19 protein-coding genes are annotated in these 23,100 nt (G+C 47.5%); 15 read left to right on the plus strand and 4 right to left on the minus strand.

Features of this window, described 5'->3' with window-relative positions; translation table 11 throughout:
• The first annotated feature begins 407 nt into the window (after positions 1-407).
• From H6F72_RS26550 to H6F72_RS26575, 6 genes are all read left to right on the plus strand, one after another.
• Positions 408-2,174 (plus strand): peroxidase family protein, encoded by a 1,767-nt coding sequence (locus tag H6F72_RS26550; protein ID WP_190442566.1) that lies wholly within the window; start codon positions 408-410, stop codon positions 2,172-2,174.
• 46 nt (positions 2,175-2,220) lie between these two features.
• Positions 2,221-3,141, plus strand: coding sequence for a hypothetical protein (locus H6F72_RS26555; protein WP_190442567.1), 921 nt, complete (start codon positions 2,221-2,223; stop codon positions 3,139-3,141).
• A gap of 2 nt (positions 3,142-3,143) precedes the next feature.
• Complete coding sequence (locus H6F72_RS26560) at positions 3,144-4,565, plus strand: NADH:flavin oxidoreductase (RefSeq protein WP_190442568.1); 1,422 nt, start codon at positions 3,144-3,146, stop codon at positions 4,563-4,565.
• Positions 4,566-4,584: 19 nt separating this feature from the next.
• Positions 4,585-6,051: a c-type cytochrome gene (locus H6F72_RS26565; protein ID WP_190442569.1), complete on the plus strand. Its 1,467-nt coding sequence runs from the start codon at positions 4,585-4,587 to the stop codon at positions 6,049-6,051.
• A gap of 58 nt (positions 6,052-6,109) precedes the next feature.
• Positions 6,110-6,820, plus strand: coding sequence for a hypothetical protein (locus tag H6F72_RS26570; RefSeq protein WP_190442571.1), 711 nt, complete (start codon positions 6,110-6,112; stop codon positions 6,818-6,820).
• 80 nt (positions 6,821-6,900) lie between these two features.
• Positions 6,901-7,314 (plus strand): hypothetical protein, encoded by a 414-nt coding sequence (locus H6F72_RS26575; protein WP_190442572.1) that lies wholly within the window; start codon positions 6,901-6,903, stop codon positions 7,312-7,314.
• A gap of 129 nt (positions 7,315-7,443) precedes the next feature.
• Here the strand turns inward: H6F72_RS26575 and H6F72_RS26580 are convergent, their stop codons facing one another.
• The gene (locus H6F72_RS26580) at positions 7,444-8,136 is read right to left on the minus strand and encodes a glutathione S-transferase family protein (RefSeq protein ID WP_190442574.1); all 693 of its coding nucleotides are present in this window, start codon (positions 8,134-8,136) and stop codon (positions 7,444-7,446) included.
• A gap of 186 nt (positions 8,137-8,322) precedes the next feature.
• Here H6F72_RS26580 and H6F72_RS26585 point away from each other — a divergent pair, with 186 nt between their 5' ends.
• Together H6F72_RS26585 and H6F72_RS26590 are read left to right on the plus strand one after the other, a co-directional pair.
• Complete coding sequence (locus H6F72_RS26585; protein WP_190442577.1) at positions 8,323-9,024, plus strand: type 1 glutamine amidotransferase domain-containing protein; 702 nt, start codon at positions 8,323-8,325, stop codon at positions 9,022-9,024.
• An 18-nt stretch (positions 9,025-9,042) separates the two neighbouring features.
• Complete coding sequence (locus H6F72_RS26590; protein ID WP_190442579.1) at positions 9,043-10,665, plus strand: hypothetical protein; 1,623 nt, start codon at positions 9,043-9,045, stop codon at positions 10,663-10,665.
• A gap of 63 nt (positions 10,666-10,728) precedes the next feature.
• Here the strand turns inward: H6F72_RS26590 and H6F72_RS29840 are convergent, their stop codons facing one another.
• The 3 genes from H6F72_RS29840 to H6F72_RS29850 are packed head-to-tail and all read right to left on the minus strand — an operon-like array spanning position 10,729 to position 11,965.
• A complete protein-coding gene (locus H6F72_RS29840; RefSeq protein WP_199299330.1) occupies positions 10,729-11,532 on the minus strand; it encodes an IS630 family transposase in 804 nt (267 codons plus the stop codon).
• Positions 11,465-11,728, minus strand: a complete 264-nt coding sequence (locus H6F72_RS29845) for a winged helix-turn-helix domain-containing protein (protein ID WP_199299331.1) — start codon at positions 11,726-11,728, stop codon at positions 11,465-11,467. Before H6F72_RS29845 ends, H6F72_RS29840 begins: the two co-directional genes overlap by 68 nt.
• A gap of 45 nt (positions 11,729-11,773) precedes the next feature.
• Entirely contained in the window at positions 11,774-11,965 is a 192-nt protein-coding gene (locus H6F72_RS29850; RefSeq protein ID WP_199299332.1) for a helix-turn-helix domain-containing protein, read from the minus strand.
• Between the two features lie 212 nt (positions 11,966-12,177).
• Here H6F72_RS29850 and H6F72_RS26600 point away from each other — a divergent pair, with 212 nt between their 5' ends.
• The 7 genes from H6F72_RS26600 to H6F72_RS26630 all read left to right on the plus strand — a co-directional run bounded on the left by H6F72_RS26600 (position 12,178) and on the right by H6F72_RS26630 (position 23,094).
• Positions 12,178-12,369: a hypothetical protein gene (locus H6F72_RS26600; protein WP_190442580.1), complete on the plus strand. Its 192-nt coding sequence runs from the start codon at positions 12,178-12,180 to the stop codon at positions 12,367-12,369.
• A 97-nt stretch (positions 12,370-12,466) separates the two neighbouring features.
• Positions 12,467-12,610: a hypothetical protein gene (locus H6F72_RS26605; RefSeq protein ID WP_190442582.1), complete on the plus strand. Its 144-nt coding sequence runs from the start codon at positions 12,467-12,469 to the stop codon at positions 12,608-12,610.
• Positions 12,607-13,914, plus strand: a complete 1,308-nt coding sequence (locus tag H6F72_RS26610; RefSeq protein WP_190442584.1) for a P-loop NTPase fold protein — start codon at positions 12,607-12,609, stop codon at positions 13,912-13,914. Before H6F72_RS26605 ends, H6F72_RS26610 begins: the two co-directional genes overlap by 4 nt.
• On the plus strand, positions 13,911-18,920 hold the full coding sequence (locus tag H6F72_RS26615; protein ID WP_190442586.1) for a hypothetical protein: 5,010 nt from the start codon (positions 13,911-13,913) through the stop codon (positions 18,918-18,920). The genes H6F72_RS26610 and H6F72_RS26615 overlap by 4 nt, the downstream gene beginning before the upstream one ends.
• Positions 18,921-18,996: 76 nt before the next feature.
• Complete coding sequence (locus H6F72_RS26620) at positions 18,997-20,037, plus strand: tetratricopeptide repeat protein (RefSeq protein ID WP_206755468.1); 1,041 nt, start codon at positions 18,997-18,999, stop codon at positions 20,035-20,037.
• Positions 20,038-20,097: 60 nt separating this feature from the next.
• Positions 20,098-21,591 (plus strand): IS66 family transposase, encoded by a 1,494-nt coding sequence (locus H6F72_RS26625; RefSeq protein ID WP_190442591.1) that lies wholly within the window; start codon positions 20,098-20,100, stop codon positions 21,589-21,591.
• A gap of 24 nt (positions 21,592-21,615) precedes the next feature.
• Positions 21,616-23,094 (plus strand): tetratricopeptide repeat-containing serine protease family protein, encoded by a 1,479-nt coding sequence (locus H6F72_RS26630; protein WP_190442593.1) that lies wholly within the window; start codon positions 21,616-21,618, stop codon positions 23,092-23,094.
• Positions 23,095-23,100 lie beyond the last annotated feature (6 nt).

Raw genomic sequence — 23,100 nt, forward strand, 5'->3', positions numbered from 1 at the left:
CACTTATATCTCCGGTATGTAAAGATCAGCTAGTTTCTTGAGAAAGGAGAATATGTACCAACGTTTATCCATTCGCTCGAAATAACTTAGTTCTTGAGCAGCACACAGCACTTGCTAACTAAGTAAGTAGCCGTAACTGAATACATTTATACAAAGTGCCCTCCTGAAGTATCCTCTCGATTGTCATTAGAGCTGTTGAAGAATAAGCCATAAGATTGCTTAAAACTTAGCTCTAATAGGCATTTTAGCAGTTTTGGGGATTGCCACTATTTGAGCAGCACAATGGTTTCAGCGATTTTCACGTTATTTTCCAGCAAGGCTATTGAAGTCTACTTGATTAGTAGTACTGGAAAATAATTTCTTGCTGTTTGTATCTATTCATAATCAAAATACTTGGAGTTTCAATAATGCCTAAAACCCCTTGGCATCGACTGATCCTTCCCTTGTCACTTCTTAGATTGAATAAGTTTCGCGAGACCCTACGACAAAAGAATTTACACGATACATCGCAATTGCCAGGCAAAGAGCAATTGCCCAAACCCGTCCCAGACCCTGAAGGACGGCATCTCACTACCCGTACATTTGATGGCAGCTTTAACGACCTTGAGAACCCAGAGATGGGAATGATTGGTACCCGTTTTGGGCGCAACGTACCGCTGGAGGATGCCTACCCTGATAAAAAGAATTTGATGAATCCAAACCCGCGTACCGTTAGCCGGGTATTGATGACGCGGGATGAGTTTATACCTGCAACGACACTGAATATTCTAGCGGCTGCATGGATCCAGTTTCAAAACCATGATTGGTTTGTACACAAACACCACCCTAACAAGAGGTTGGAGATTCCCCTAGAAGGCAGTGATCCTTGGCCCCAAGAACACCGTCCTATGACTGTCGCTCAAACCGATCTAGACTCCTCTCGTCCTGAAGGAGATACATCTGGCCCGCCAACTTTTATAAGTGACTCGACTCATTGGTGGGATGGCTCACAAATTTATGGCTATGACTTAGATTCTGCGGATAAACTGCGCTCCCATGTGGATGGTAAGCTAACCATTAATGACGACGGATTGCTTCCCCTAGATCCAGAAAAAGGAGTTGACCGAACAGGCTCCAATGACAACTGGTGGGTTGGGCTGAGCCTACTGCATACTCTCTTTGTTCGGGAGCACAATACTCTCTGCGATGAACTGAGAAGGCAGTATCCTGATTGGAGTGATCATCAGCTCTACGACCATGCAAGGTTGATCAATGCTGCCTTGATGGCAAAGATTCATACGGTTGAATGGACGCCAGGTATCCTTGCACATCCTGCCCTTGAAATTGGCATGAATGCCAACTGGTATGGGATGCTTGGACAACATGTGAAACGACTATTTGGTCGAATTGGAGATGGTGAAATATTAAGCGGGATTATTGGGTCGTCAATCGATCACCATACAGCTCCCTACTATTTGACTGAAGAGTTTGTATCTGTTTATCGATTACACCCGCTAATTCCAGATGAGTTTGAGTTCTATGAACTTAAAACTGGAAAACTGCTGATGAAGAAAGATTTCTTTGAAGCATCTGGCAAACGAACTCGTTCGATTGTTGAAGCTGTTCCAATGACAGATTTATTCTACTCCTTAGGAATTGCTCATCCGGGTGCAATTACATTGCACAATTACCCGCGCTTCTTGCAGCAGCTTGTTCGAGATAACGGAGAAGTGTTTGATCTCGCAGCAGTTGATATTCTGCGCGATCGCGAACGGGGCGTTCCTCGCTACAACCGTTTCCGAGAGTTGATCGGTCGGGGCCGGGTGCACTCCTTTGAGGAGATTACCAGCAACCCACAATGGGCGAAGGAGATGCGTGAAGTCTATAACAACGATATCGACAGCGTTGATCTAATGGTGGGGATGTTTGCAGAGGATTTACCAGAGGGATTTGGCTTTAGCGATACAGCCTTCCGAGTCTTCATCTTGATGGCGTCACGGCGTTTAAAGAGCGATCGCTTCTTCACCAAGGATTATCGGGCGGAGGTGTATACCCAACTGGGCTTGGATTGGATTGATAACAACACCATGTTGACGGTTTTGCGTCGTCACTTCCCTGAACTGTCTCTAGCACATACGGGTTTGAACAACGCTTTCGCTCCCTGGAACCACTTCTGCCGTAGGGATGGGAATTAAATAGCTCCGATTTTATAAGTTATTTAATCTATAATCCGGTGCGCTTATGAAAAGCTCAGAACAAACCGATGACTCTCAAGTCAGGATTCAGCAGATGGATGTTCTACCGCCTGACTATCTAGGCTGGACTGCAAAGCAAAAGCAGGAATTTCTGTGGCATGACCGGATTCTGAAATCCCGCTATCAGCACCTTCCTGCCCTGAAGAACATTGATGTGGTAGGTCTGTTTTTGACCGCTTTAAGGGCCAAAATGGACTATGAATCGGATGAAGCACCGCCCAACTGGAAAAAAGCGATTCACGCGCATGCCAGCGTGGCTAAGATTCAGTTTGTGCCTACAAATCCTCCCCTCTTCACTGGATTGTTTCAAGGAGCCGATTATGGACTGCTGCGATTGTCTGTAACAGGTAATCCGAGCGATCGCGGTTTTGCTCCGGGTCTTGCCATTAAATGGTTAGTTGATGGAAATCCTTCTGAAGATTTTTCGGCTCTCGTTTCCTTAACAGGGCAGGGAAATAACTACAATTTTTTTGCCAATGAGTTCTCCAATATTGTTCCAGTCGTTAATCAAATTGGTCCTAGGTTGATTAATCTCATCTTTATGAGAGTTAGTAAACATCCAACTAAATTATCGTTACAGGGATTGGGTGAGATTGACCAGCAAGGGCATCGTGTTGCCAGTGCCCGCTATCCAACTCAGCTATTTCTCGTTCCAAGCCAAACAGTGGGATTTCCAGAAAGTCCTGGGCATGATTTTCGTAATGATCTGGCAACAATCCCCTCTGGAACGCCACTCTTTTCGGTCTATGGAACTGATTCGTCCCAAACTGGAACCACTGAAACTCAACAATCCGAAAATCGCTCAAACGCTCAGTTGATTGGGCTCATTAAAACGACGTCTGAATTTGTCGCCTCATCCTATGGTGACAGTCGTCTCTTTTTTAGACATCAGCGTTTTGGTAAATAGCAATGACTCAAGCTCTGCTTCAACCCCTTCAATTTCACAATCTAACCGTTAAAAATCGTATTTTCCGATCGAATATCTCGGGCCGATTTGACAATTATGATGGTTCTGGAAACCAGGCCCGGATTAATTGGGAAGAGAAATTTGCCCGTGGCGGTGTTGGTGCGATTATCACATCCTTTGTACCCGTAACGATTCGCGGTCGAATTATTCCTAACTATGCCACCATCGACAACGATGAACGCATCCCCTTTTGGCGAGAAGTGGGTAAGAAGGTTCACGAATATGACTGCAAGCTGATTATGCAACTCAGCCATTCAGGGCGACAACAGGATATTTCCGGAATCGAGAATTTGGATAAAAAAGCCCTCAGTTCAACCAATCAGACAGAATCTTTTCATGGGTTGCTCTGTCAATCAATGACCAAGTCAGAAATCAAAGACACCATTGCAGCGTTTGTTGCTGGTGCTCGCCGTGCCCGTGAAGCTGGATTAGACGGCGTGGAGCTGCACAGCGCTAACGGTTATCTATTTACCCAATTTCTCAGTTCGGGAATTAATGACCGCCAAGACGAGTATGGTGGCTGTTTAGAGAATCGTGCTCGCTTTCTCCTAGAGGTGATTCAAGCCATTCGGCAAGAAGTAGGCAATGATTTTCATCTGCAAGCTAAAATCAGCGCCGTGGAATACAATAATGCAGTCATTCCTTGGGAGAAACCTGGAAATACGCTGGAAGAGTCAATCCAGGTCTGTCAATGGGTTGAAGCAGCAGGAGCCGATGCAATTCATGTCTCCACTGGGAGTATCTTTCCCCACCCGTTGAATCCAGTCGGTGATTTTCCTTTGGAGGATGCCCGTCGCTGGTACGATCTCATGTTGTCCAGTGGGATCTATACCTTTCGTAATTACTTGCTGTTCCGCTATCGACTACTGCATCCTATTTTCTCGTTTTTATGGAATCGGCTAAAACCCAAACAGCGACAACATCCGATCACCGAAGAGCCGATCAAAGAAGCTGATCTAGACCCATCTTTCCGGGAATTTGTATCCACTCAGGATATGCAGGAGCTATTGCACAAATATCAGGGCATTAGTCTCAGCCATGCTGCAGAAATTAAAAAGAACGTCAGCATTCCGGTAATTTGCACTGGCGGATTTCAACAGGCTTCGTACATCAATCGAGCTATCCAGGAAGGCTTGTGTGATGCGGTCAGTATTGCGCGTCCCTTAGTCGCAAATAACGATTTGGTGAAGCAATTTGAAGAAGGAAATGATGTTCCCGCCAAACCCTGCACCTATTGCAATAAGTGCTTATTAAATACCTTGGAAAATCCCTTGGGTTGCTATGACGAGCGTCGTTACGGTGGTGATCGCGAAGCAATGGTGCAAGACGTGCTGTCGGTATTCCAACCAGCACCGTTTCACTAAGCAATGAGAGGAGAAATGGATGAGCACGCAAGACACGCCAACGCTACCTGCCAAAGGCTTCAAAAAGTTTTGGGTTTTGATTGTTAGCATTTTGTTCGCCGTTGCGATCGCTGTGCTGGTGCCGCTAATTAGCAACAATCCCGTCAAATACTCTGATATTAACGACCATTTTAAGTATGGTTCTATTGGTAGTGAACCAGCACGGGGTATTCCCTATTGGATCTGGAAAGTTCTGCCGCAGATGTTTCCAGAGTACTTACCCGAATACGGTAAAGGCGGTTATGCATCGCTAGGTTTTATCTATGAAGGGGGAAAGGATTTTCCCGTTGGCTTCTCACAACGTCGTGTATTTGTTAATCGCGTTGGGTTGAACTGTGCCGTTTGCCATACCGGAACCTTGCGAGAAAATCCTGACAGCCCCCACCAGGTAATCTCAGCTATGCCGGCAAACGTAGTCAATTTACAGGGTTATATCAAGTTTTTGAGCAAGGTTGCCCAAGATTCTCGATTTGTACCAGATGAGATGTTACCTCAGATTGAAGCGATCGGTGGATATCTCAACCCAATTCAAAAATTAATTTATCGTTACATTGCCATTCCGATGACGCGGGATGCCTTGAGCATTCAGAGCGATCGCTTGTCATTCTTGAATCGCCAGCCCGAATGGGGGCCAGGAAGAGTAGATACCTTCAATCCCTATAAAACGCTTCAGTTCAATTTCCCGATGGGTAAGCTACCAGAGAAAGAACTGATTGGGACAGCTGACTTTCCCTCCGTTTGGAATCAAAAGCCCCGCGAGGGACTCCAGTTGCACTGGGATGGAGACAATACCTCTGTAGACGAGCGCAATCTCAGTGCCGGTCTTGGTGCTGGAATTACCCCAACAACAGTAGATCGTGCCGGGCTAAAACGGGTGGCTGATTGGCTGTGGGAATTACCGCCTCCAACTTATCCTTACGAAATCAATGCCGATTTAGCAGCGAAAGGTCAGCCGATCTTTGAAAATACTTGTGCCAGCTGCCATACTTTTAGGGGCGATCGCGTTGGGAAAGTTATTCCCATTGAAGAAATTGGCACTGACTCTCACCGCCTTGATTCCTACACCAACGAACTCCTCGCCAACCAAAACACCCTATTTGCAGGATATCCAGAAAGATTTAAGCATTTTAGCAAAACTAACGGTTATGCCAACATGCCACTTGATGGCATCTGGTTGAGAGCGCCTTACCTGCATAACGGTTCTGTTCCAACACTGCGAGATATGTTGGAAACGCCAGAGCATCGACCTAAGGCGTTCTATCGTGGCAATGACTTGTTTGATCAGAAGAACGTTGGCTTTGTGTCTAATGTTGTTCAGGAAGGTGATAAAAAATACTTTAAGTTTGACACGCTGCTTCCTGGTAACACTAATACAGGACATTTATATGGAACGGAACTCTCTGTTGAAGACAAGAATGCTTTAATTGAGTACTTAAAAAAGCTCTAGTGCGAATAATTCCTTATCTTTATTGTGTGGGAATACACATAAAAGGAAAGAAAAATATATGACTAGTACAAAAGAAAAAATAGGTAGGCTGGTCACAATTGGTGGGTTAATTCTTGCTCTTTTTGTGGGATCAGTTTGGTACTTGAGTTGGGTTCATCTGTCTCGGAAAGTTCCTCTTGCTTATGCCTCTGTTGAACAGCAATTTAACTATGGGATGATTGGGGTAGAACAAGTAGATACTGTACCCTATTGGATCTGGCTCATACTTCCAAGACTTTTTCCTGAGAAGTTGCCAAGGCCAGGAGGCTATGTTTCCCTAAAAATGGATTGGGAAGCTGGTGAGGAAGTACCTGTTGGACTTACCAAACAGACAACTGGGTTTCCCAAAGTCAGCCTTAACTGTGCAGCTTGCCATAATGCTACATTCTCCTCTTTGAGCGATGGAAAAACTAAAATGATACTGACAGGTTCGGCTCCAAATTTTGATTTACAAGGTTACGTTAATTTCTTGCGTAGTAGTGCAAATGACCCCAGATTTAATTCAAACTATCTTCTCAATAAATTGCAAGATGTTTATGAATTATCTTGGCTGGAAAAAAGATTTTATCGATATATAATCATCCCCCAATCTCAGCAGGCTTTAAGCCAACTTGAGGATGTACCCGATCTATTAAAATCCCATCCAAATTGGACTAAGGAAGCTATGCAGCACTGGCAATCAATTCAGTTTGAAAACTCACAAGCTTCTCAACTTCCCAATCCGACTTAAGGAAGTGTATAGCAGGGAACAGGTTTAAGAGTTGCTTTACATCTGTATTTTATGGTTTGTTTTAACCAGAGGCTTTTCTCATGAACAAATTCGTCAAATGGTTTAACATCGTTACTTTCATTGGTGTGTTGATTAATATTTTCGGGATGGCACTACCGTTTATTTTTACACCGCAATGGTATCTCGATTTCTTCAACTTGCCAGGCGGTGGGGGATCAGTAATTTGGATGCGACAAGCTGGCTTACTGCTGTTTTTGATCTCCATTTTGTATGTTGCTGGAGGTCGCGATCCAATACGGTACAGTTGGAACGCCACGTTTGCGGTGTTAGTGCGTATGACAATCGGAAGTTATTGGTTGTGGCTAGTTTTTATCGAGGGGCAAACACGCTCATTCCTAATATTTGGTATTGTCGACTGTGTATACGCCATATTCAACGGGATTTTACTTTGGCTGGCACTCAAAAATACTGAAACCGTTGAGCAATTAACTTAACATCTGTCCACCTACTTGTCAGTTCATTTTTAATATAGGACTCATATTGGGTCTTTAAAAAATCAGTACACTTCTAACTGCCTTCTTTGCTGTTCCCTGCTCCCTTTCTACACAAGTTATGTTCAGTAATCAAACCGGATTGCTATAGTTAATTCGAGTCAGCCAATCTGCCAATTTTGGATAAGCCAAAATTCGATTTTTGAGTGCGCTTGTTCGTAGGATTTCTTCAAGTTGAGCAGCAACCGCAATGTCTGCGATTGTTAATTCGTGACTAGCCAACCAGGGTTGCTGGCTTAATACTACTTCAATTCGATCTAAGTGCTGAAAGAATTTTGTTTCAACGCGATCGCGGGTTAATCGACCTATCCCCTGCGCCCGAAGTTGTTGCCGATAAATGATCGGAGCTAAACTACCAATAATCCATGCTTCAAATCGAGGACGGTCTGCACACAACATGGGAATGGATAACTGTAATGCTCGTTGATCCATAAAGCGAAAATAGACCTCATACCAATACAATGATTCATCGGCCCAATCTTCCCACAGCAAAGCTTGAGCCTGCTGTTGTGGATCAGATGGAAACAGTGCGGGTTGGGGATGGCGACGTTCAAGAAATTCAGCAATATCTGAACTGTCTTGAATCCAATCTCCTTCGTATTTTAACATAGGTAACTTTGCTGATTTAGACAACTTGGAGACTCTTAAAGCTAACAAACCGTTATAATTCTTGGTGACATAAACCAACTGTTTATATTGCAGAATTTTGCGTACCTTGAGACAAAATGGAGATATCTCCCATTGGTGAAGAATAATTCTTGACATGTCAAATACCTTAAATAATTGCTACAGTTCAAAAGCCTATTTGTGTCAGCATTTTATACTATTTCTTGTTCATAAAAAATTGCTATTGGCTTAGTGTATATATCAATTTCAAACAAATAACACTTACCTAAGCAAAAAAACTATGTGATTTAGTTTTATGTAGTTAAGTTAACTAATTTCAAACCAATGAAAGATAAAAAGGTTCTGATTGTTATCACCAGCCATAACACCTTAAAAGATGGTAAGGAAACAGGCTACTGGCTGGGAGAGGTGACACATTTCTACTATATTCTAAGAGAAGCAGGTTATGAGGTTGACTTTACTAGCCCTAAAGGAAGCCAACCACCGCTTGATCAAAGAAGTTACGATTTACGAGATAAAGATAATCGTCAATTTTGGGAAGACAAACACCTTCAATCTCAACTGAATAACACAATTCCGATTGAAGCCGTTAACGCAGAAGATTACATGTCCATCTACTATGCAGGTGGACATGGGGCAATGTGGGATTTCCCTAGTAATGAAAGACTGGCACAGATAGCAGCCCAAATCTATGAAAAAGGTGGCTTTATCTCAGCCGTATGTCATGGTTCTGCTGGACTGCTTAACATTAAGCTTGCCAATGGACGCTCTTTGCTATATGGGAAAACAGTTACAGGATTTGCCAACCTGGAAGAAAAGTTGATTCGCTTGACCAAAGCTGTTCCCTATCTTTTGGAAGACGAGCTTAAGAAGCAAGGTGCTACCTATAAAAGAGGGATAATTCCCTTCATTCCTCATGTCGAAGTGAGCGATCGACTCATTACAGGTCAAAATCCTCAGTCCGCCAAAGCAGTTGCTAAAGCCTTGATTAGAGCTCTGCAAACGCCGTGGCAGATTCAATCCTAAAATCCTGGATAACAAGGTATGTTAAACACCTCTAACTCAGTTCAAACGCGAGAGGCTCTACCTCTGATCTTGATTCGTGGCTTTGGTGGTTCAGATGTTGTAGAGGAGCAGAAAAATGCGTATCAGGGCTTCAATGAGGGGACAGTTTATCCTCTGAAGCAGGGTGAGAATTATATCTATGAAGGTCTTATTCTGCGATTGATGAAATCTAACTGGAGATATCAGGATGCTACTAATGTAGTGAACTACTCCAATAAAGAAATTGCCCATATGCGAGAAAATTTGCCGCAGGAATTGAGGAGCTTAGATCAAGCGGGTTTTTTTTCTAAGAGTAAAGTTGTCATTGATCCAGCAATGGCTCTCAACTTGATCAACTCTGATGACGATCCGCGTCAAACATTGTGGGTGTTTCGATACTATGATTTAGGTGATCGAGCATTTAACCAATATGGCATTGCTTTAACTCGGTTGATCGACTTCATCCGTACCTTGGTTGACATCAAACTGAAAGCGAAAGGCATTGAATCACACGTTAACAAAGTAAATATCATTGCCCATTCAATGGGAGGCCTAATTGCTCGTCAAGCCATTCAGTGCGCTTTTCGGGACAACGAAACAAGAGTGGGGCAAGCAACTGCTGAAGAATCGATTAATAAGATTGTGACGCTAGGAACCCCGCATCAGGGAATTAGTTTTCAACTGTTGCAGGAACTATCCTGGATTCCTTTTCTGCAAGCGGATGATGAGATCGAACAATTCAATCCTGAGAAACAAGCTGATCCAATCAATGAGGTTGGATTCAATAAACTCAAGGATCATTTTCCGCTCGACCGCCTATTAAATATTGTGGGCACAAACCACCATACCTATAACTACACCAGCTCCCGCATTTTGAATCGATTATTTGCTGCTGCGAATGATGGGGGATTGAGCTATAACCGCAGTGATGGTCTAGTCAAGCAGAAGTATGCCCAAATTCCAGGAGCACCTCGAACATTTATTCACAAGTCCCACGGTGGACATGACTCAATTATTAATTCTCGTGAAGCGTATGAAATTTCTAGCCGATTCCTTTTTGGTGATATTCGTGCCCGGCTGCGCTTAATCGAAGCTAATATCACAAGCAATAAAGGTGCAGACTTTCTCGGGAAGAGTGAATATTTTATGGGAGTTTCTATAAAGCCACGGGGAGTCGACTTTGAGCTATTTCATCAAAGCCGAGAAGCAGAAAATTGTTACGGACCTTTCAGCAGTAAAGACTTTAGTGACTCACCAGCTATTTTTGACTGGGCAAGCAACAATCGTTTGATTTGGGAAGGTTTCTTGCTGCGCAATCACCATAAACCTGATCTAGTGCTGCGTCTTCAGTTTTATGTAAGCGAACGCGATCTATTTGGGATTGGTTTCTCGGATAACATCATCCTTCTTGCCCATTACTTTGTGCGGGCTGTTACAGATTCTAACTCTTTTCAACTCCTGCTCTATAATGATGAAAACTTTTCTGCTAACGGCACTCCAATGGCAAAAACAAGAGACGGATGGCAGTTTCAGGTAGCAGGTCGGAATTTTGAAGGTACCTTCCGCATTGAACTCGACACAATTCCTAAGTGCGGTATTCCACAACCGATCGTTCCACACTGAGTGTCGCGATCGTATCTGTAGCGATAATACAGTGTTTTTAAATAGATGTAAAACAGAGCGAGTTCAGACAATAAAATGAGCGATTGCTAAGGAATTCAAGCTCTTGGGAAGGAAACCATGAGCCAACGCTACTATCCCTTTTCTGTCACTCTCGAAAAACAATAAATAGCAGTGCTGTTGAAGCATTGTTTCCACCAATTCATCCAAGCAGTGCTCAACGAATTTGGGGCTTTTAGCTATTCTCTGGCAAGAGTGATGGAAGAGGGCTATAGCAATCCTAAACGATTCATGAAAAAGTGCCATACATAAAAACCTTGGGGAAACTAAAGTTTGACGATGGGTGATGAATTCAAATAACCATCTCACTGTGGAGAATGAGCGACACGGGTGATAACACTTTCGAATCCATTGCTTTGCCTGCAGCCAAAGATCCTCCACTGGATTCTGCCGGGAGGCATGAGGAGCGAACCGTAGACAAGTGATAGTCCACTCACACTCTTTCAACCCTTGATTGACAGCAGCTAAATAGTCTTGGATGGCTTGAGAACGGTGATAGCTGGCCCTATCCCAAATCAAGGCGATACGCGAGTGCGGGTACTCGGCCAGCAAAGCTTGCGAGAAGGCAATAGTGGACTCGGAATTTCCTCGCTCAAACGCTTTGATGAGAAACTCCCGGCTCAAGACATTGAGGGTTCCATAGTAGTTCTGCTTCTGACGTTCGTTCGTCATTGGTACTTCAATGCGTTGGTTGATTTTGCCCCAGACGTAGCCGCAGAGGTCGCCCCACAGTAGATGACATTCATCCTGGAAAAAGACCACGAGCTGACCCGTGACAATCTCCTGCCGATGCCGCTCCAACCAAGCCATGATTTCGTGTTTTTTCTACCACTTCGTGGTCTGCTTGAGGATTACGTTTCTGGGGCTTCTTCCAGCTAATGCCCGCAGCGGCGAACAAGTCGTAATAGCTCTGGTTGGAGGCAAATACAATGCCATAGCGCTCCTCAAGGTGCTGTTGCAGTTCGCTCAGATTCCAATAGTTTTTTGCCTTGAGCCAATCAAGCACTGCTTGTCGTTGCTGAGCATTGAGATAAGCAGCTGAACCTCTATGCTAAAGAGCCAACCCTGTAGCTCCTCGCTTCTCAAAGGCTTGCTTCCATCTAGTGATGAAGCCGCCTGAGACCTGCAAGACATCGCGAATCGCGTCATAAGTGTACTCCTGCAACACCATTTGCACGGCCAAGGCCCTTTTGAATTCCCGAGGGTCAGGGTTGCTTTGGATAAACTTAGTGAGTTCTTCCATAGATAGGTTAACGAGGTCAGGTGCAGTCGTTATAGGGAACCATATCATCCCTACTTTTATTTATGAATCATTTAGAATTGCTATGTGACAGTGACCTCAGGGATGAGGAATGGCAAAGGATAGCCCCCCCCTATTACCGCCACAAAAAACATGGGCAAACTCCGAGAAGTTAGCTTGCGCGAGGTGTTGAATCTACCAACGCCCATCTGACAATGACATCATCAAAATCCCCCTTCCTCACCCGGGCTCAACGAGCGCACCGTCGGTTAACTTGGATAGAACGTTGGGATAGAAATGCAGCCGCTCATGCGGTCAGCCACTGGCGAGTGAGCCTGTTTGGCATTTCCTCAAGCGTGCTGGATTGGCTGAACAACCTCAGACCTAGCCTTGTCTTAATCATATGAATCTCGTTGCGCATCTCGTGGGTACGTTAGCTCTTTGAAGCTTTTCCTATTTGTAAAGTAAAAAAGATCTGACAATGAATAGCACTACCAATGGCCAATGACCAGTGACAATCACCAGCAATTATCTCATCCACCATTTATTTCCACTGCGATCGCTCATATTTCTCTAAATTTCTCTAATCTTCAGTGGTATACGCTTGCGGTATTATTCCGACAAGCATTTATTGTGGCAGAGCTGTGACCTTTGATTTAGCAAGATTTTACAAAGCGTGTAACCCCAGCAAGACGCTGGTGATGGGGAATGCCGACGATCGCCGCTACTACATTGACTTTTCTCCGGTTCGGGGCAGCAACATAATTCGAGAGCTACAGCGCACCATCACCATTCTGGCGGGCGACGAACCGACCTCCTGCCAACTGTTTACAGGACACATCGGCTGCGGCAAATCTACTGAGCTCCTGCGGTTAAAAGCGGAACTTGAGCAGCAAGGATTTCATGTCGTTTACTTCGAGTCTAGTCAGGATTTAGATACAGCTGACGTGGATGTAACAGATATTCTGCTAGCGATTGCCCGTCAGGTGAGCGAGAGTCTGGAAGCGATTCAAATCAACGTCAAACCCAGTTATTTCAACAATCTGTTTGCCGAGATTGCCGACCTTCTACAGATGCCGATCGACCTATCGGCTCAGGCAGAGCTTTCGTTTGTGATTGGCAAAATCACGGCTCAAACCAAAGCCAGTCCTAAATTGCGGAACCAGTTGAGGCAGCATCTGGAGCCCCGAACCAACGGAATCTTGGGTGCTATCAATCAAGAGCTGTTAGACCCTGCCAGAGAAAAGCTTCAGAAACAGGGTAAGCAGGGACTGGTCGTCATTGTAGACAACCTTGATCGCGTTGATAACACCCTGAAACCTAGCGGTCGTACCCAGCCAGAGTATTTGTTTGTCGATCGAGGAGAGCAGCTAAACCAACTGAAGTGCCATGTCGTTTACACTATCCCGCTGGTATTGCTGTTTTCCAATAGCCTAGGCCCATTGACCAATAGATTTGGGGTCGATCCAAAAGTGCTGCCGATGGTGCCAATCGAATTACGAGAAGGGGCAGACTGCGCTGAGGGGCTAGCATTGCTAAGACAGATGGTGTTAACTCGCGCCTTTCCTGACGCAACTCCCGCACAACAGTTACAATTAATCCCTCACGTATTTGATAGCTCTGATACACTAGAGCGTTTGTGCAAAGTCAGTGGTGGGCACGTCCGCAACCTGCTGATGCTGCTCTACCGCTGTTTGCAGCGGGACGACCCGCCCCTGTCCCGCAACTGCTTAGAAGCTGTGATTCGGCAACGTCGAGACGAACTGGTAAACACAATCGACAACGATGAGTGGGAGTTGCTGCGCCATGTTGGTCAGCATAAGAGTGTTCGAGGGGAGGAGCGCTATCAAACGTTGATTCGCAGCATGTTTGTGTTTGAGTACCGCGATCACAATGGCTCTTGGTTTGACATTAACCCCATCTTGGCTGACGCCAAGGAATTTCAGTTATGACGGATGCGCTGCCAGTAGAAAGTGTCGCTGCCCAAAACCATCGGGCTCTGCGAACGCTGACACGGGCGGTTGTTCTGTCAGAAGCCCAGTTCTCTCTGATTTTGGTGCGCTGCAACTACGCTACCCTGCGACAACAAATGGCAGAGCGGCTTCGGCAGCAATGCTCCGTCAACCTGCGGGAGATTATGCTATCAGAAGCAGACCGAACGCTCTACACCGTGATTCAACACGAGCTTGGGGAGGAATCTCCGGCAGCAGTGATGGTGTTTGGTCTGGAGGAAGTGCACGACATTAACACCGTCATCACTTCAACCAATCAGGTGCGAGAAGAGTTTCGCAAAAACTTTCCCTTTCCGCTGATTCTTTGGGTAAATGACACGATTCTCAAAAAACTGGTGCGGCTAGCGCCGGATTTTGAGAGTTGGGCCACGGTGGTTGAGTTTACGGTCGACCCCGATGATCTGCTGCAGTTTCTCTGGCAAACGGCGAACGAGGTTTTCGACACGGTGCTGGCGCTGGGAGCCGGTAAGTTTGTCGATACAGCAACGCTGCATCTGGAGGTTGGCTCTCCAGGGCGGTCGGAGCTGGAGTCGGCCATTCATGAACTGCACCGCCGTAATATTGATCTCGATTCAGAACTCAATGCCAGTCTGGAATTTGTCTTAGGGCAAGATGTCGATCGCCCAATGGCAGAAACTTGGCGACTTTATCGTCGCAGTTTGGCATTCTGGCAGCAGACACAAAATCTGGAGCGACAGGGCTGTTTGCTATTCAGTTTAGGGATATGGTGGCGCACGTATTCCATCAGACGTCACGCTCGGTATGTGCGGGCATGCCAACGGGCGAAGCACTATTTTCAGCAGTGTTTGACTGTCTTTCGGCAGGCAAATCGTCCAGATCTGGTGGCCAAGTTCATCACGTCGCTGGGAGAAGTTTTGCAGAAACTAGAGCAGTGGGATGAGCTAGAGCAGGTGGCGGAGGAAGCCCTGGCTCTGCATGAAGCGGCTTATCCCGATCTGGTTCGACGGGCTTACGATCACGGCTTGTTGTCTGAAGTTGCTTTGGCTCGATCGCAGTGGCAGTTGGCCCAGCAGCACGCGGAAATGGCGTTAGAGAGCCTAAGAAATGCATCCTGGGTGGCTGTAATTAAAGCAGCATCTGACGAAGACACGCACTTGGGGCGGGCTAAACAGTACCACCGTAGTTGGTATTTGCTCTTGCTGGCAAAGGCTCAGCAGCAGTTAGGCAATCCTAAGACGGCAATTAAGCGGCTAGAGACGGCGCGGCGGGAGGGGCGACCAGAACACGACCCCATTCTCTACAGCCGAATTTTGGAAACGCTGCGATCGCTATACTACGCCCAAGGAGAGTACTTCAACGCTTTTGAAGCCAAACAAGAGCAGCGATCGATCGAGCAGCAGTATGGGCTGCGGGCTTTCATTGGAGCTGGGCGACTGCGCCCCAAACGGCAGGTGATTAATCCCTCTCTCGTTCCGATTGAACCAGCGAAAGGGGTTATCCAGGCATCTGCTGCGATCGCGCAAGAAATTACAGCTTCTGGGCGCGAAACGGAAGTGAATCAGTTAATCGCCCGAATTAGCAGCACGCAACATAAGCTAATTGTGCTCTATGGACAGTCGGGGGTTGGCAAGAGTTCGCTGGTGAATGCAGGGTTAGTACCCTCCTTAGAGCAGCTAACCATCACCGCCCGCTGCGTTACCCCAGTAGTCCTGCGAGCCTACACGGATTGGATTAAAACGTTAGGTCAGTGTTTGTCAGCGGCTGTCACAGCGACGAGCGCGGCAATCAAGATTTTTCCTCCGCCCAGCACAACTAAGGCAATTTTGGAGCAACTGCGGCGTAACAATGAGCGCAATCTGTTGACGATGTTGGTGTTTGACCAATTTGAAGAATTCTTTTTTATCTGCCGCGATCGCACGAAGCGGCAGCAGTTCTTTGAATTCTTGCGCGACTGCCTCAACATTCCGTTTGTCAAAGTTATGCTGTCGCTGCGGGAAGACTATTTGCACCTGCTGTTGGAGTGCAGCCGCTACACCAAGCTAGAGGTAATCAACAACAACATTCTCGATAAAGATATCCTCTACCACCTGGGCAATTTCTCGCCAGAGCAAGCCACCGCCTTAATTCAAAGCCTGACAGCACGATCGCAGCTCTATCTAGAACCGGCGTTGGTGGAGGAATTAGTGCAGGAGTTAGCCGGAGATTTAGGCGAAGTGCGTCCGATCGAGCTCCAGGTTGTGGGCGACCAACTACAAACCGAAAAGATTCGCACCTTAGCGGACTATCGCCAGTTTGGCTCAAAAGCAGAATTGGTGCAGCGCTATCTGGCAGAAGTGGTAGCCGACTGCGGACCGCCGAACGGACGCACGGCGCGGCTGGTGCTGTATCTGCTTACCGATGAAAATAATACTCGCCCCTGTAAAACGCAAGCAGAAATCGCGGCAGATTTAGAAGCCCAACCAGAGCGGCTAGATCTAGTTCTGGAAATCTTCGTTCTATCTGGATTAGTCTCGGTGCTGCGCGAAACTCCTGCCGATCGCTATCAACTGATTCATGACTATCTTGTACTCTTCATTCGCCAAGAAAAAGAAGCTGAACTGATTGCAGAGCTGCAGCAAGAGCGGCAGAAGCGGCAATTAACCGAAGAGGCTCTGAGTCAGGTCGAAGCAGCAAAGCAATTGAAGGAAGCTGCCCTGCAGCGTACAGAAGAATCGCTGCGGCTGGAGGAAGAGTCGAAACGAGCCGCAGAGGCTGCCCTCAGACGGGAGGAAGAATCAACTCGCATCTTGATTGAAGCGAACCAGGAAGCCGATCGTCGGATTCGGCAGGGCTGGATTGTGCTCACGGCGCTGTCGGCTGTTGCTGCGCTCATGATGATTGCGGCTGGAGTGCTGCTGTGGCAGGTCAGTATACAGCGCAAGCGAGCAGAAAACGCAGAGTTTCAAAGCCTGCAGACGACGGCAGAAAATCTGTTTACTTACCACGATGAACTATCTGCCTTGATGAAGGGAGTTGAGGCAGGGCAACAGCTAAAGCGATCCCGGCAGGCATCAGATGCCTGGCTACCCTTCGCGCTCGTGCTGCAGCAGTTAGTCTACGGAATTCACGAAGCCAATCGGCTAGAAGGGCATCAAAATTGGGTGACTAGCGTCAGCTTTAGCCCCGATGGGCAAACGATCGCCACCGCCAGTTGGGATCACACCGTGCGGCTCTGGCAGCGCAACGGCACGCCAGTTCGTACGCTAAACGGGCACAGCGCAGCAGTTTCAAGCGTTCGGTTTAGTCCCGATGGGCAAGTGATCGCGTCAGCAGGCGATGATCGCATCCTACAGCTGTGGCGACCCGACGGCACACCGATTCGCTCTATACTGAACTCGTCCCCAATTTCGGAAGTCACCTTCAGCCCCGATGGAAAAATGCTGGCAACAGCCAACCAGGACGGCACGATTACCCTCTGGACCCTCACAGGTCAACGGCTGCAAATCCTGAAGGGGCACAGTAAAGAGGTTTTGGGAGTGAGCTTTAGCCCCGATGGGCAAACGATCGCGTCTGCTAGTGCTGATCGCACCGTGAAGCTATGGAGCCAAATGGGTCAGTTATTGAAAACGTTTCAGGGGCATCAAGGCGATGTTTCTTCTGTTAGCTTTAGTCCTGACGGTAAGCTGATTGCCTCCGCTAGCAAAGAACTAGGTCAAATCTTACTCTGGAACCGCGACGGGCAATTGTTCAGAACCATTAAAGGTCATTACGGTGGCATTCTCTACGTGCGCTTCAGTCCCGATGGCAAGACGATCGCCAGCGCCAGTGACGACACAACAGTGAATCTTTGGGATTTGAATGGTCACTTGCTGGAGCGGTTGGAAGGGCACGGTAATCGTGTTTCGGAGGTGAGTTTTAGCCCCGATGGTAAAACCCTAGCATCCTCCAGCTTCGATGAAACAGTGAAGCTGTGGCGCTTAGATGCCGGGGCACCAATTCAGCTTCAGGGAACTAGCGCTAGCTACAGTCCTGATGGTCAAATTTTGGCTACAGCGGACAGAAGTGGGACCGTCAGCCTTTGGAGGCAGGATGGGACGTTGCTGCGATCGTTTCCTGCCGCTAAAGAAAGTATCCAGTCACTGAGCTTCAGCCCCGATGGTCAAATTTTGGCTACGGCAAGTGGCGATGACTCCGAAGGGGGGACTGGTTCGCATCACACTGTCAAGCTGTGGAGTTTGCAAGGCCAATTGTTGGGTAGTCTACAAGGACATGGCGATGAAATCAGAAGCATTCACTTCAGCTCCGATGGGCAGACGATTCCTTCAGAGTTGCGCGGACCTCTAATTGCAACCGCCAGCGGAGATAAAACCGTGAAGCTGTGGAGTCGGGAGGGCAAATTGCGAAGCACGCTGCAGGGGCATGAGGATGGCATCAACAGCGTGCGCTTTAGCCCAGATGGGGAGACGATCGCAACTGCCAGCGGAGATAAAACCGTGAAACTGTGGAGTCGGGAGGGCAAATTGCTGACAACCCTGAAAGGGCACATGCAAGCAGTGATGACAGCCAGCTTCAGTCCCGATGGCAAGACAATCGCTACAGCCAGTGACGATAAAACCATCCGACTATGGAAATCTACGGGTGAATTGATTGCAACCATCCAGGATGAAGAGAGCGTTTCCGCAGCCAGATTTAGTTCTGATGGGCAAGTAATTGTTTCTGCTAACGGTAGTGGAGCAATTCAACTCTGGAGTTTAAGCGGTAAGCGATTATATACTCTCAAGGGGCACCATGATAGCGTTTTGGATGTTGGCGTTCGCTCCGATGGTCAAGCGATGCTCTCGGTCGGACTGGATAATCAGGTAAAAGTTTGGAATCTGGATCTAGACGATCTGCGGAGGCGGAGCTGTGATTGGCTCAACGACTACCTGGCTAGCAATCGGAGTTTGAACGATCGCGATCGCTATCTCTGCAATCCAGGGTTTAATCAATCCTCCGTGAATGATTAAAGATTACCCATCAAGGTACTGAGATTTTGCTCTGCCTAAGATAATGTAAGGGTAGCTAGTATTGCCCCCCACCTCAATGCTTCCGCGTCACGTCATCTGCTTATCAGCGACTTTGATTTGCATCCTGGGAGGTTGCCCTCCCGCTACTATTGCTCAATTTATACCTCAGACGGCTTCCACTTCCATCAACGCTGAGAACGCTCTGCAGCAAGGATTGAGTCAGGCAGAGCAGGGCAACTATGAGGCAGCGATCGCTGCCTACACTCAGGCATTGCGCCTGAATCCAACCCGTGCCGCTGCCTTCTACCAGCGAGGAGTTGCTCGCTTTTATCTACGGCAAACTCTGCCTGCCTTAAATGATTACAATCAGGCGCTTCAGCGTGATCCAAATTTTGCTGATGCCTACATTGCTCGTGGTATCGTGCGCTATGAGTTAGGAGGCACTCCAGGCGCAATCGAGGATTTCACGCAGGCAATTCGGTTACAGCCCAGGCATGCTACCGCCTACTATTACCGCGGCATTGCCTCTTTAGATCCCAAGCTGCCAACCTCGAATCCAGAACGGCTGCGATCGGCGATCGCCGACTTCACGCAGGCAATTCAACTCGACCCCAGCTTTGTCGATGCTTACAGCTACCAGGGGCTATCTCACTATCGCCTTAGAGACCTGCCCGCTGCTAAAGATGATTTTAGCCAGGTGATTCAACTCAATCCAGGGGATGACTGGGCTTACTATCGACGCGGGTTGATTCGCAGCGAGCTGCAGGACTATTCAGGAGCTATTGCTGACTACGACCAAGCGATTCGGCTAAATCCAGACTGGAATCCATTTGTTTACCGTGATCGTGGTAAGACGCGCAAGTACTTGGGGCTTGCCGGAGCAGAGGAAGATTTCGCCACTTTCCAACAGATATATCCCTTAATTTTTGGTACCAGTGCTTCCTCCAGACCCTCTGAAAATCCAGACGTATACTATCAGCAGGGAATTGAACTGCTCAAGCGAGGCATGAAACGAGAAGCCAAAAAACGATTTGAGCGAGCGGTCGCCCTCTATCAAAGCCGAGGAAATGTTTCTGGGCGCACTAGGGCAATGCAGCAATTGAAAAAAACTAAGTAACTACTCAGGTTTAAGTTTTTAAGGATGTTTCACGGGAGATGCAACAAGAACAGGTAGAATTTGACCGATGCGGTTGAATTTGTGCAAGACCAAATGAGCCAACGCAAGCCTTCAAGCCCCATTAGCCGAGAGGAAATTCGGGCGATTTACGCTCAAGGTGAGATCATCGCCTTAGTCGAGGGGTTGCTGGAGCGCATTAGTCAGTTGGAAGCACGCCTAGATCAGTTAGAGAATCAACAAAAGCAGGATAGTCGCAATAGTAGCAAGCCGCCATCTGGTGACGGGTTGGGTAAACGCACGAAAAGACTTCGGAGCAGGGGGGAGCGTTCCAGTGGCGGACAACCTGAACATCCGGGCCGCACCTTGGAATGGAGCGAGCAGGTGGATGAGGTGATAGTCCACCCAGTTTTGCAATGTGAGGCGTGTGGAGCCTCGTTGAGTGAGATTGAAGTTGAGAGCTGGTTGCTGCGTCAGGTGCATGATTTGCCGCCGCTGCGATGTGTGGTGAGAGAACATCAAGCCGAGGAGAAGCGGTGTCCTTGCTGTACAAAGCTGAATCAAGCAGTGTTTCCTGCCAATGTTAACAGCGTGGTGCAGTATGGTAGCGGTATCAAAAGCTTGATGGTGTACCTGATGGTGGGACAGTTATTGCCCTCAATGCGGGTGTGCGACTTGTTGCGAGAAGTTGTGGGGTTGGAGGTGTCAGAGGGGACGCTTTACAACACCTACACCCACTGTCATGAATCGCTGGAGACAATCGAGCTTCATCTCAAGCGTGCCATCCAACAAGCCGAGGTCGGGCATTTTGACGAGACAGGGATACGGGTTAACGGTCAATTGATGTGGCTGCATGTTGCGTGTACAGCCGCATTGACCTACTACTTCATCCACCCAAAGCGCAGACAAGTAGCGATGGATGCGATGGACATCCTGCCTCACTTTAGCAGCATAGGCTTTCACGATAACTGCTCAAGCTATGCCCATTACGCCTGTCAGCATGGGTGGTGCAATGCCCATCATCTGCGGGAACTGCTGTTTGTCGTAGAACGCTACGGGCAGTCTTGGGCAAACGAGATGATGACATTCCTGGTGGAAATTAAAACTCAGGTCGAGACCGCTAAAGCAGCTGGGTTCAGTGCTTTGAGTGCAATCCAGCTCAAAGAGTTTGAGCAACGCTACCAGCAACTTCTCAAGCAAGGTTTCCAGGACAACCCTATGCCTCCAACGGTTCTAGAGAAACCAAAATCTAGAGGTCGTCCCAAGCAAAATCCACCCAGGAATTTACTCAATCGGCTCTCCAATCAATCAGCCGTTCTTGCTTTTATGTACGACTTTCGCGTGCCATTTGATAATAATCAGGCAGAGCGGGATGTATGCATGATGAAGTTGAGGCAGAAGATCTCTGGAGGCTTTCGCTCCCTGGAAGGGGCTCGCTTATTTTATCGCATTCGTGGTTATCGTTCTACCTTGAGGAAGCAAGGCATTGAGGTGTTAGATGCCCTCAAACAACTATTTGAAGGAAACCCTATCTTCCCTAGTCTTCAACCTGAGTAGTTACAAAACTAATAGAAAACACCCATGATGAACCTAAAGCTTCCTCGGTTTAATCTCATAGTTCAGCTAATGACTGGAGTGTTAACTACGGCTGTCATTCTGAGTAACGTCACAACTGCTTTTGCAAAATCGACACAAGAGATTGTAGAACTTGCTAAACCAGTCACTGTTCAAATTAATGGAGACTTTGATGACAGTACTGGCATCATCATTGCCAAAAAGGAAAACCGATATCTTGTCTTGACCACAAGTCACGGACTAGAGAAATCACCGAAACATACGATTCACACCCATAACGGTAAGACCTACCCAATGACCGTGGTATACAATTTTCGCCAGAGCCAGAATCCTCTGGATCTGGCGCTCGTCGAATTTACTAGCTCCGATCTCTATCCTGTAGCAACATTGGGAGATTCAAACCAGTCCCAAGTCAGTGATCCGGTCTATGCGTATGGCTACCCTGATATTGGCGGACAAGAGTCCAGCAGCCGTAGCGCCCAATTTACTGGCGGCAGTATGACGAGCCGCACGGGTATTGAAAATTCCTTCTTGCACACGGCAGCAACCTGGGGTGGCATGAGCGGTGGCGCAATGTTTGATACGGATGGTCGCGTGATTGGGGTGATTCAAGCCAACCTGCGCGGATTGACCCAAGGAATTGGCCCAGAGGTTGAGGGCGGTTCGACTCCGTTTAATCAGGCGATTGCCATCAATGCTTTTACATCTGCCATGCCGCTGTCTGCTCCCGCCACACTAAGCGCCCAGGATCTAATCGTTGACCGCTCCATCCCTGTCATCCGGCGAACGAAAGCTCATGGGTTCTTTGTGCAGGGTATGAGCGCCTATAGTCAGGGAGATGCGCTGAGCGCCATTAATTCCTTCAGTCAATCGCTGCAGTCTGATCCAAAGTATGCCGATGCTTATTTTGGTCGAGCGCTAGCTTATGCCAAATTTGGCAACTACACAAACGCGATCGAGGACTGGAGTTCGGTGGTACGCCTCGAACCGAAGTATATAAAGGCCTACTTCAATCGAGGGCTGATTCGCTACCGCACCCGTGATTTTGCCAACGCGATCGCAGATTACACTCAAGCCATCAAAATTGACTCCAGTGACCCACTCCTCTTTGTCAGTCGGGGAGTTGCCTATTACAAAGCCAACGACGGAAAGCAAGCGATTTCAGACTTTAGTGAGGCAGTCAAGCTAGACCCGAAGTATGCAGAAGCCTTCTATCGACGGGGAGAGGTGCACTCTGAGTTGCAAGACAAACGAGCGATCGACGATTACACACGAGCGATTCAGCTTAAACCGGACTATGCCAGTGCTTATTTTGGTCGAGGCTATGCCCGCTGCAGTTTAACTCGCGATCGCTCAGGCGCACTATCAGATTTCCAAACTGCTGTTAACTTCTATCAGGCTCAGGGAAAGATTTCCGAGCATCAGCAGGCGTTAGATAATCTCAATCGGCTACAGCGCCAGCCCAGATTATGCAACGCTCAGTAATCCCTC

The sequence above is a fragment of the Trichocoleus sp. FACHB-46 genome, assembly GCF_014695385.1.
GTDB lineage: Bacteria > Cyanobacteriota > Cyanobacteriia > FACHB-46 > FACHB-46 > Trichocoleus.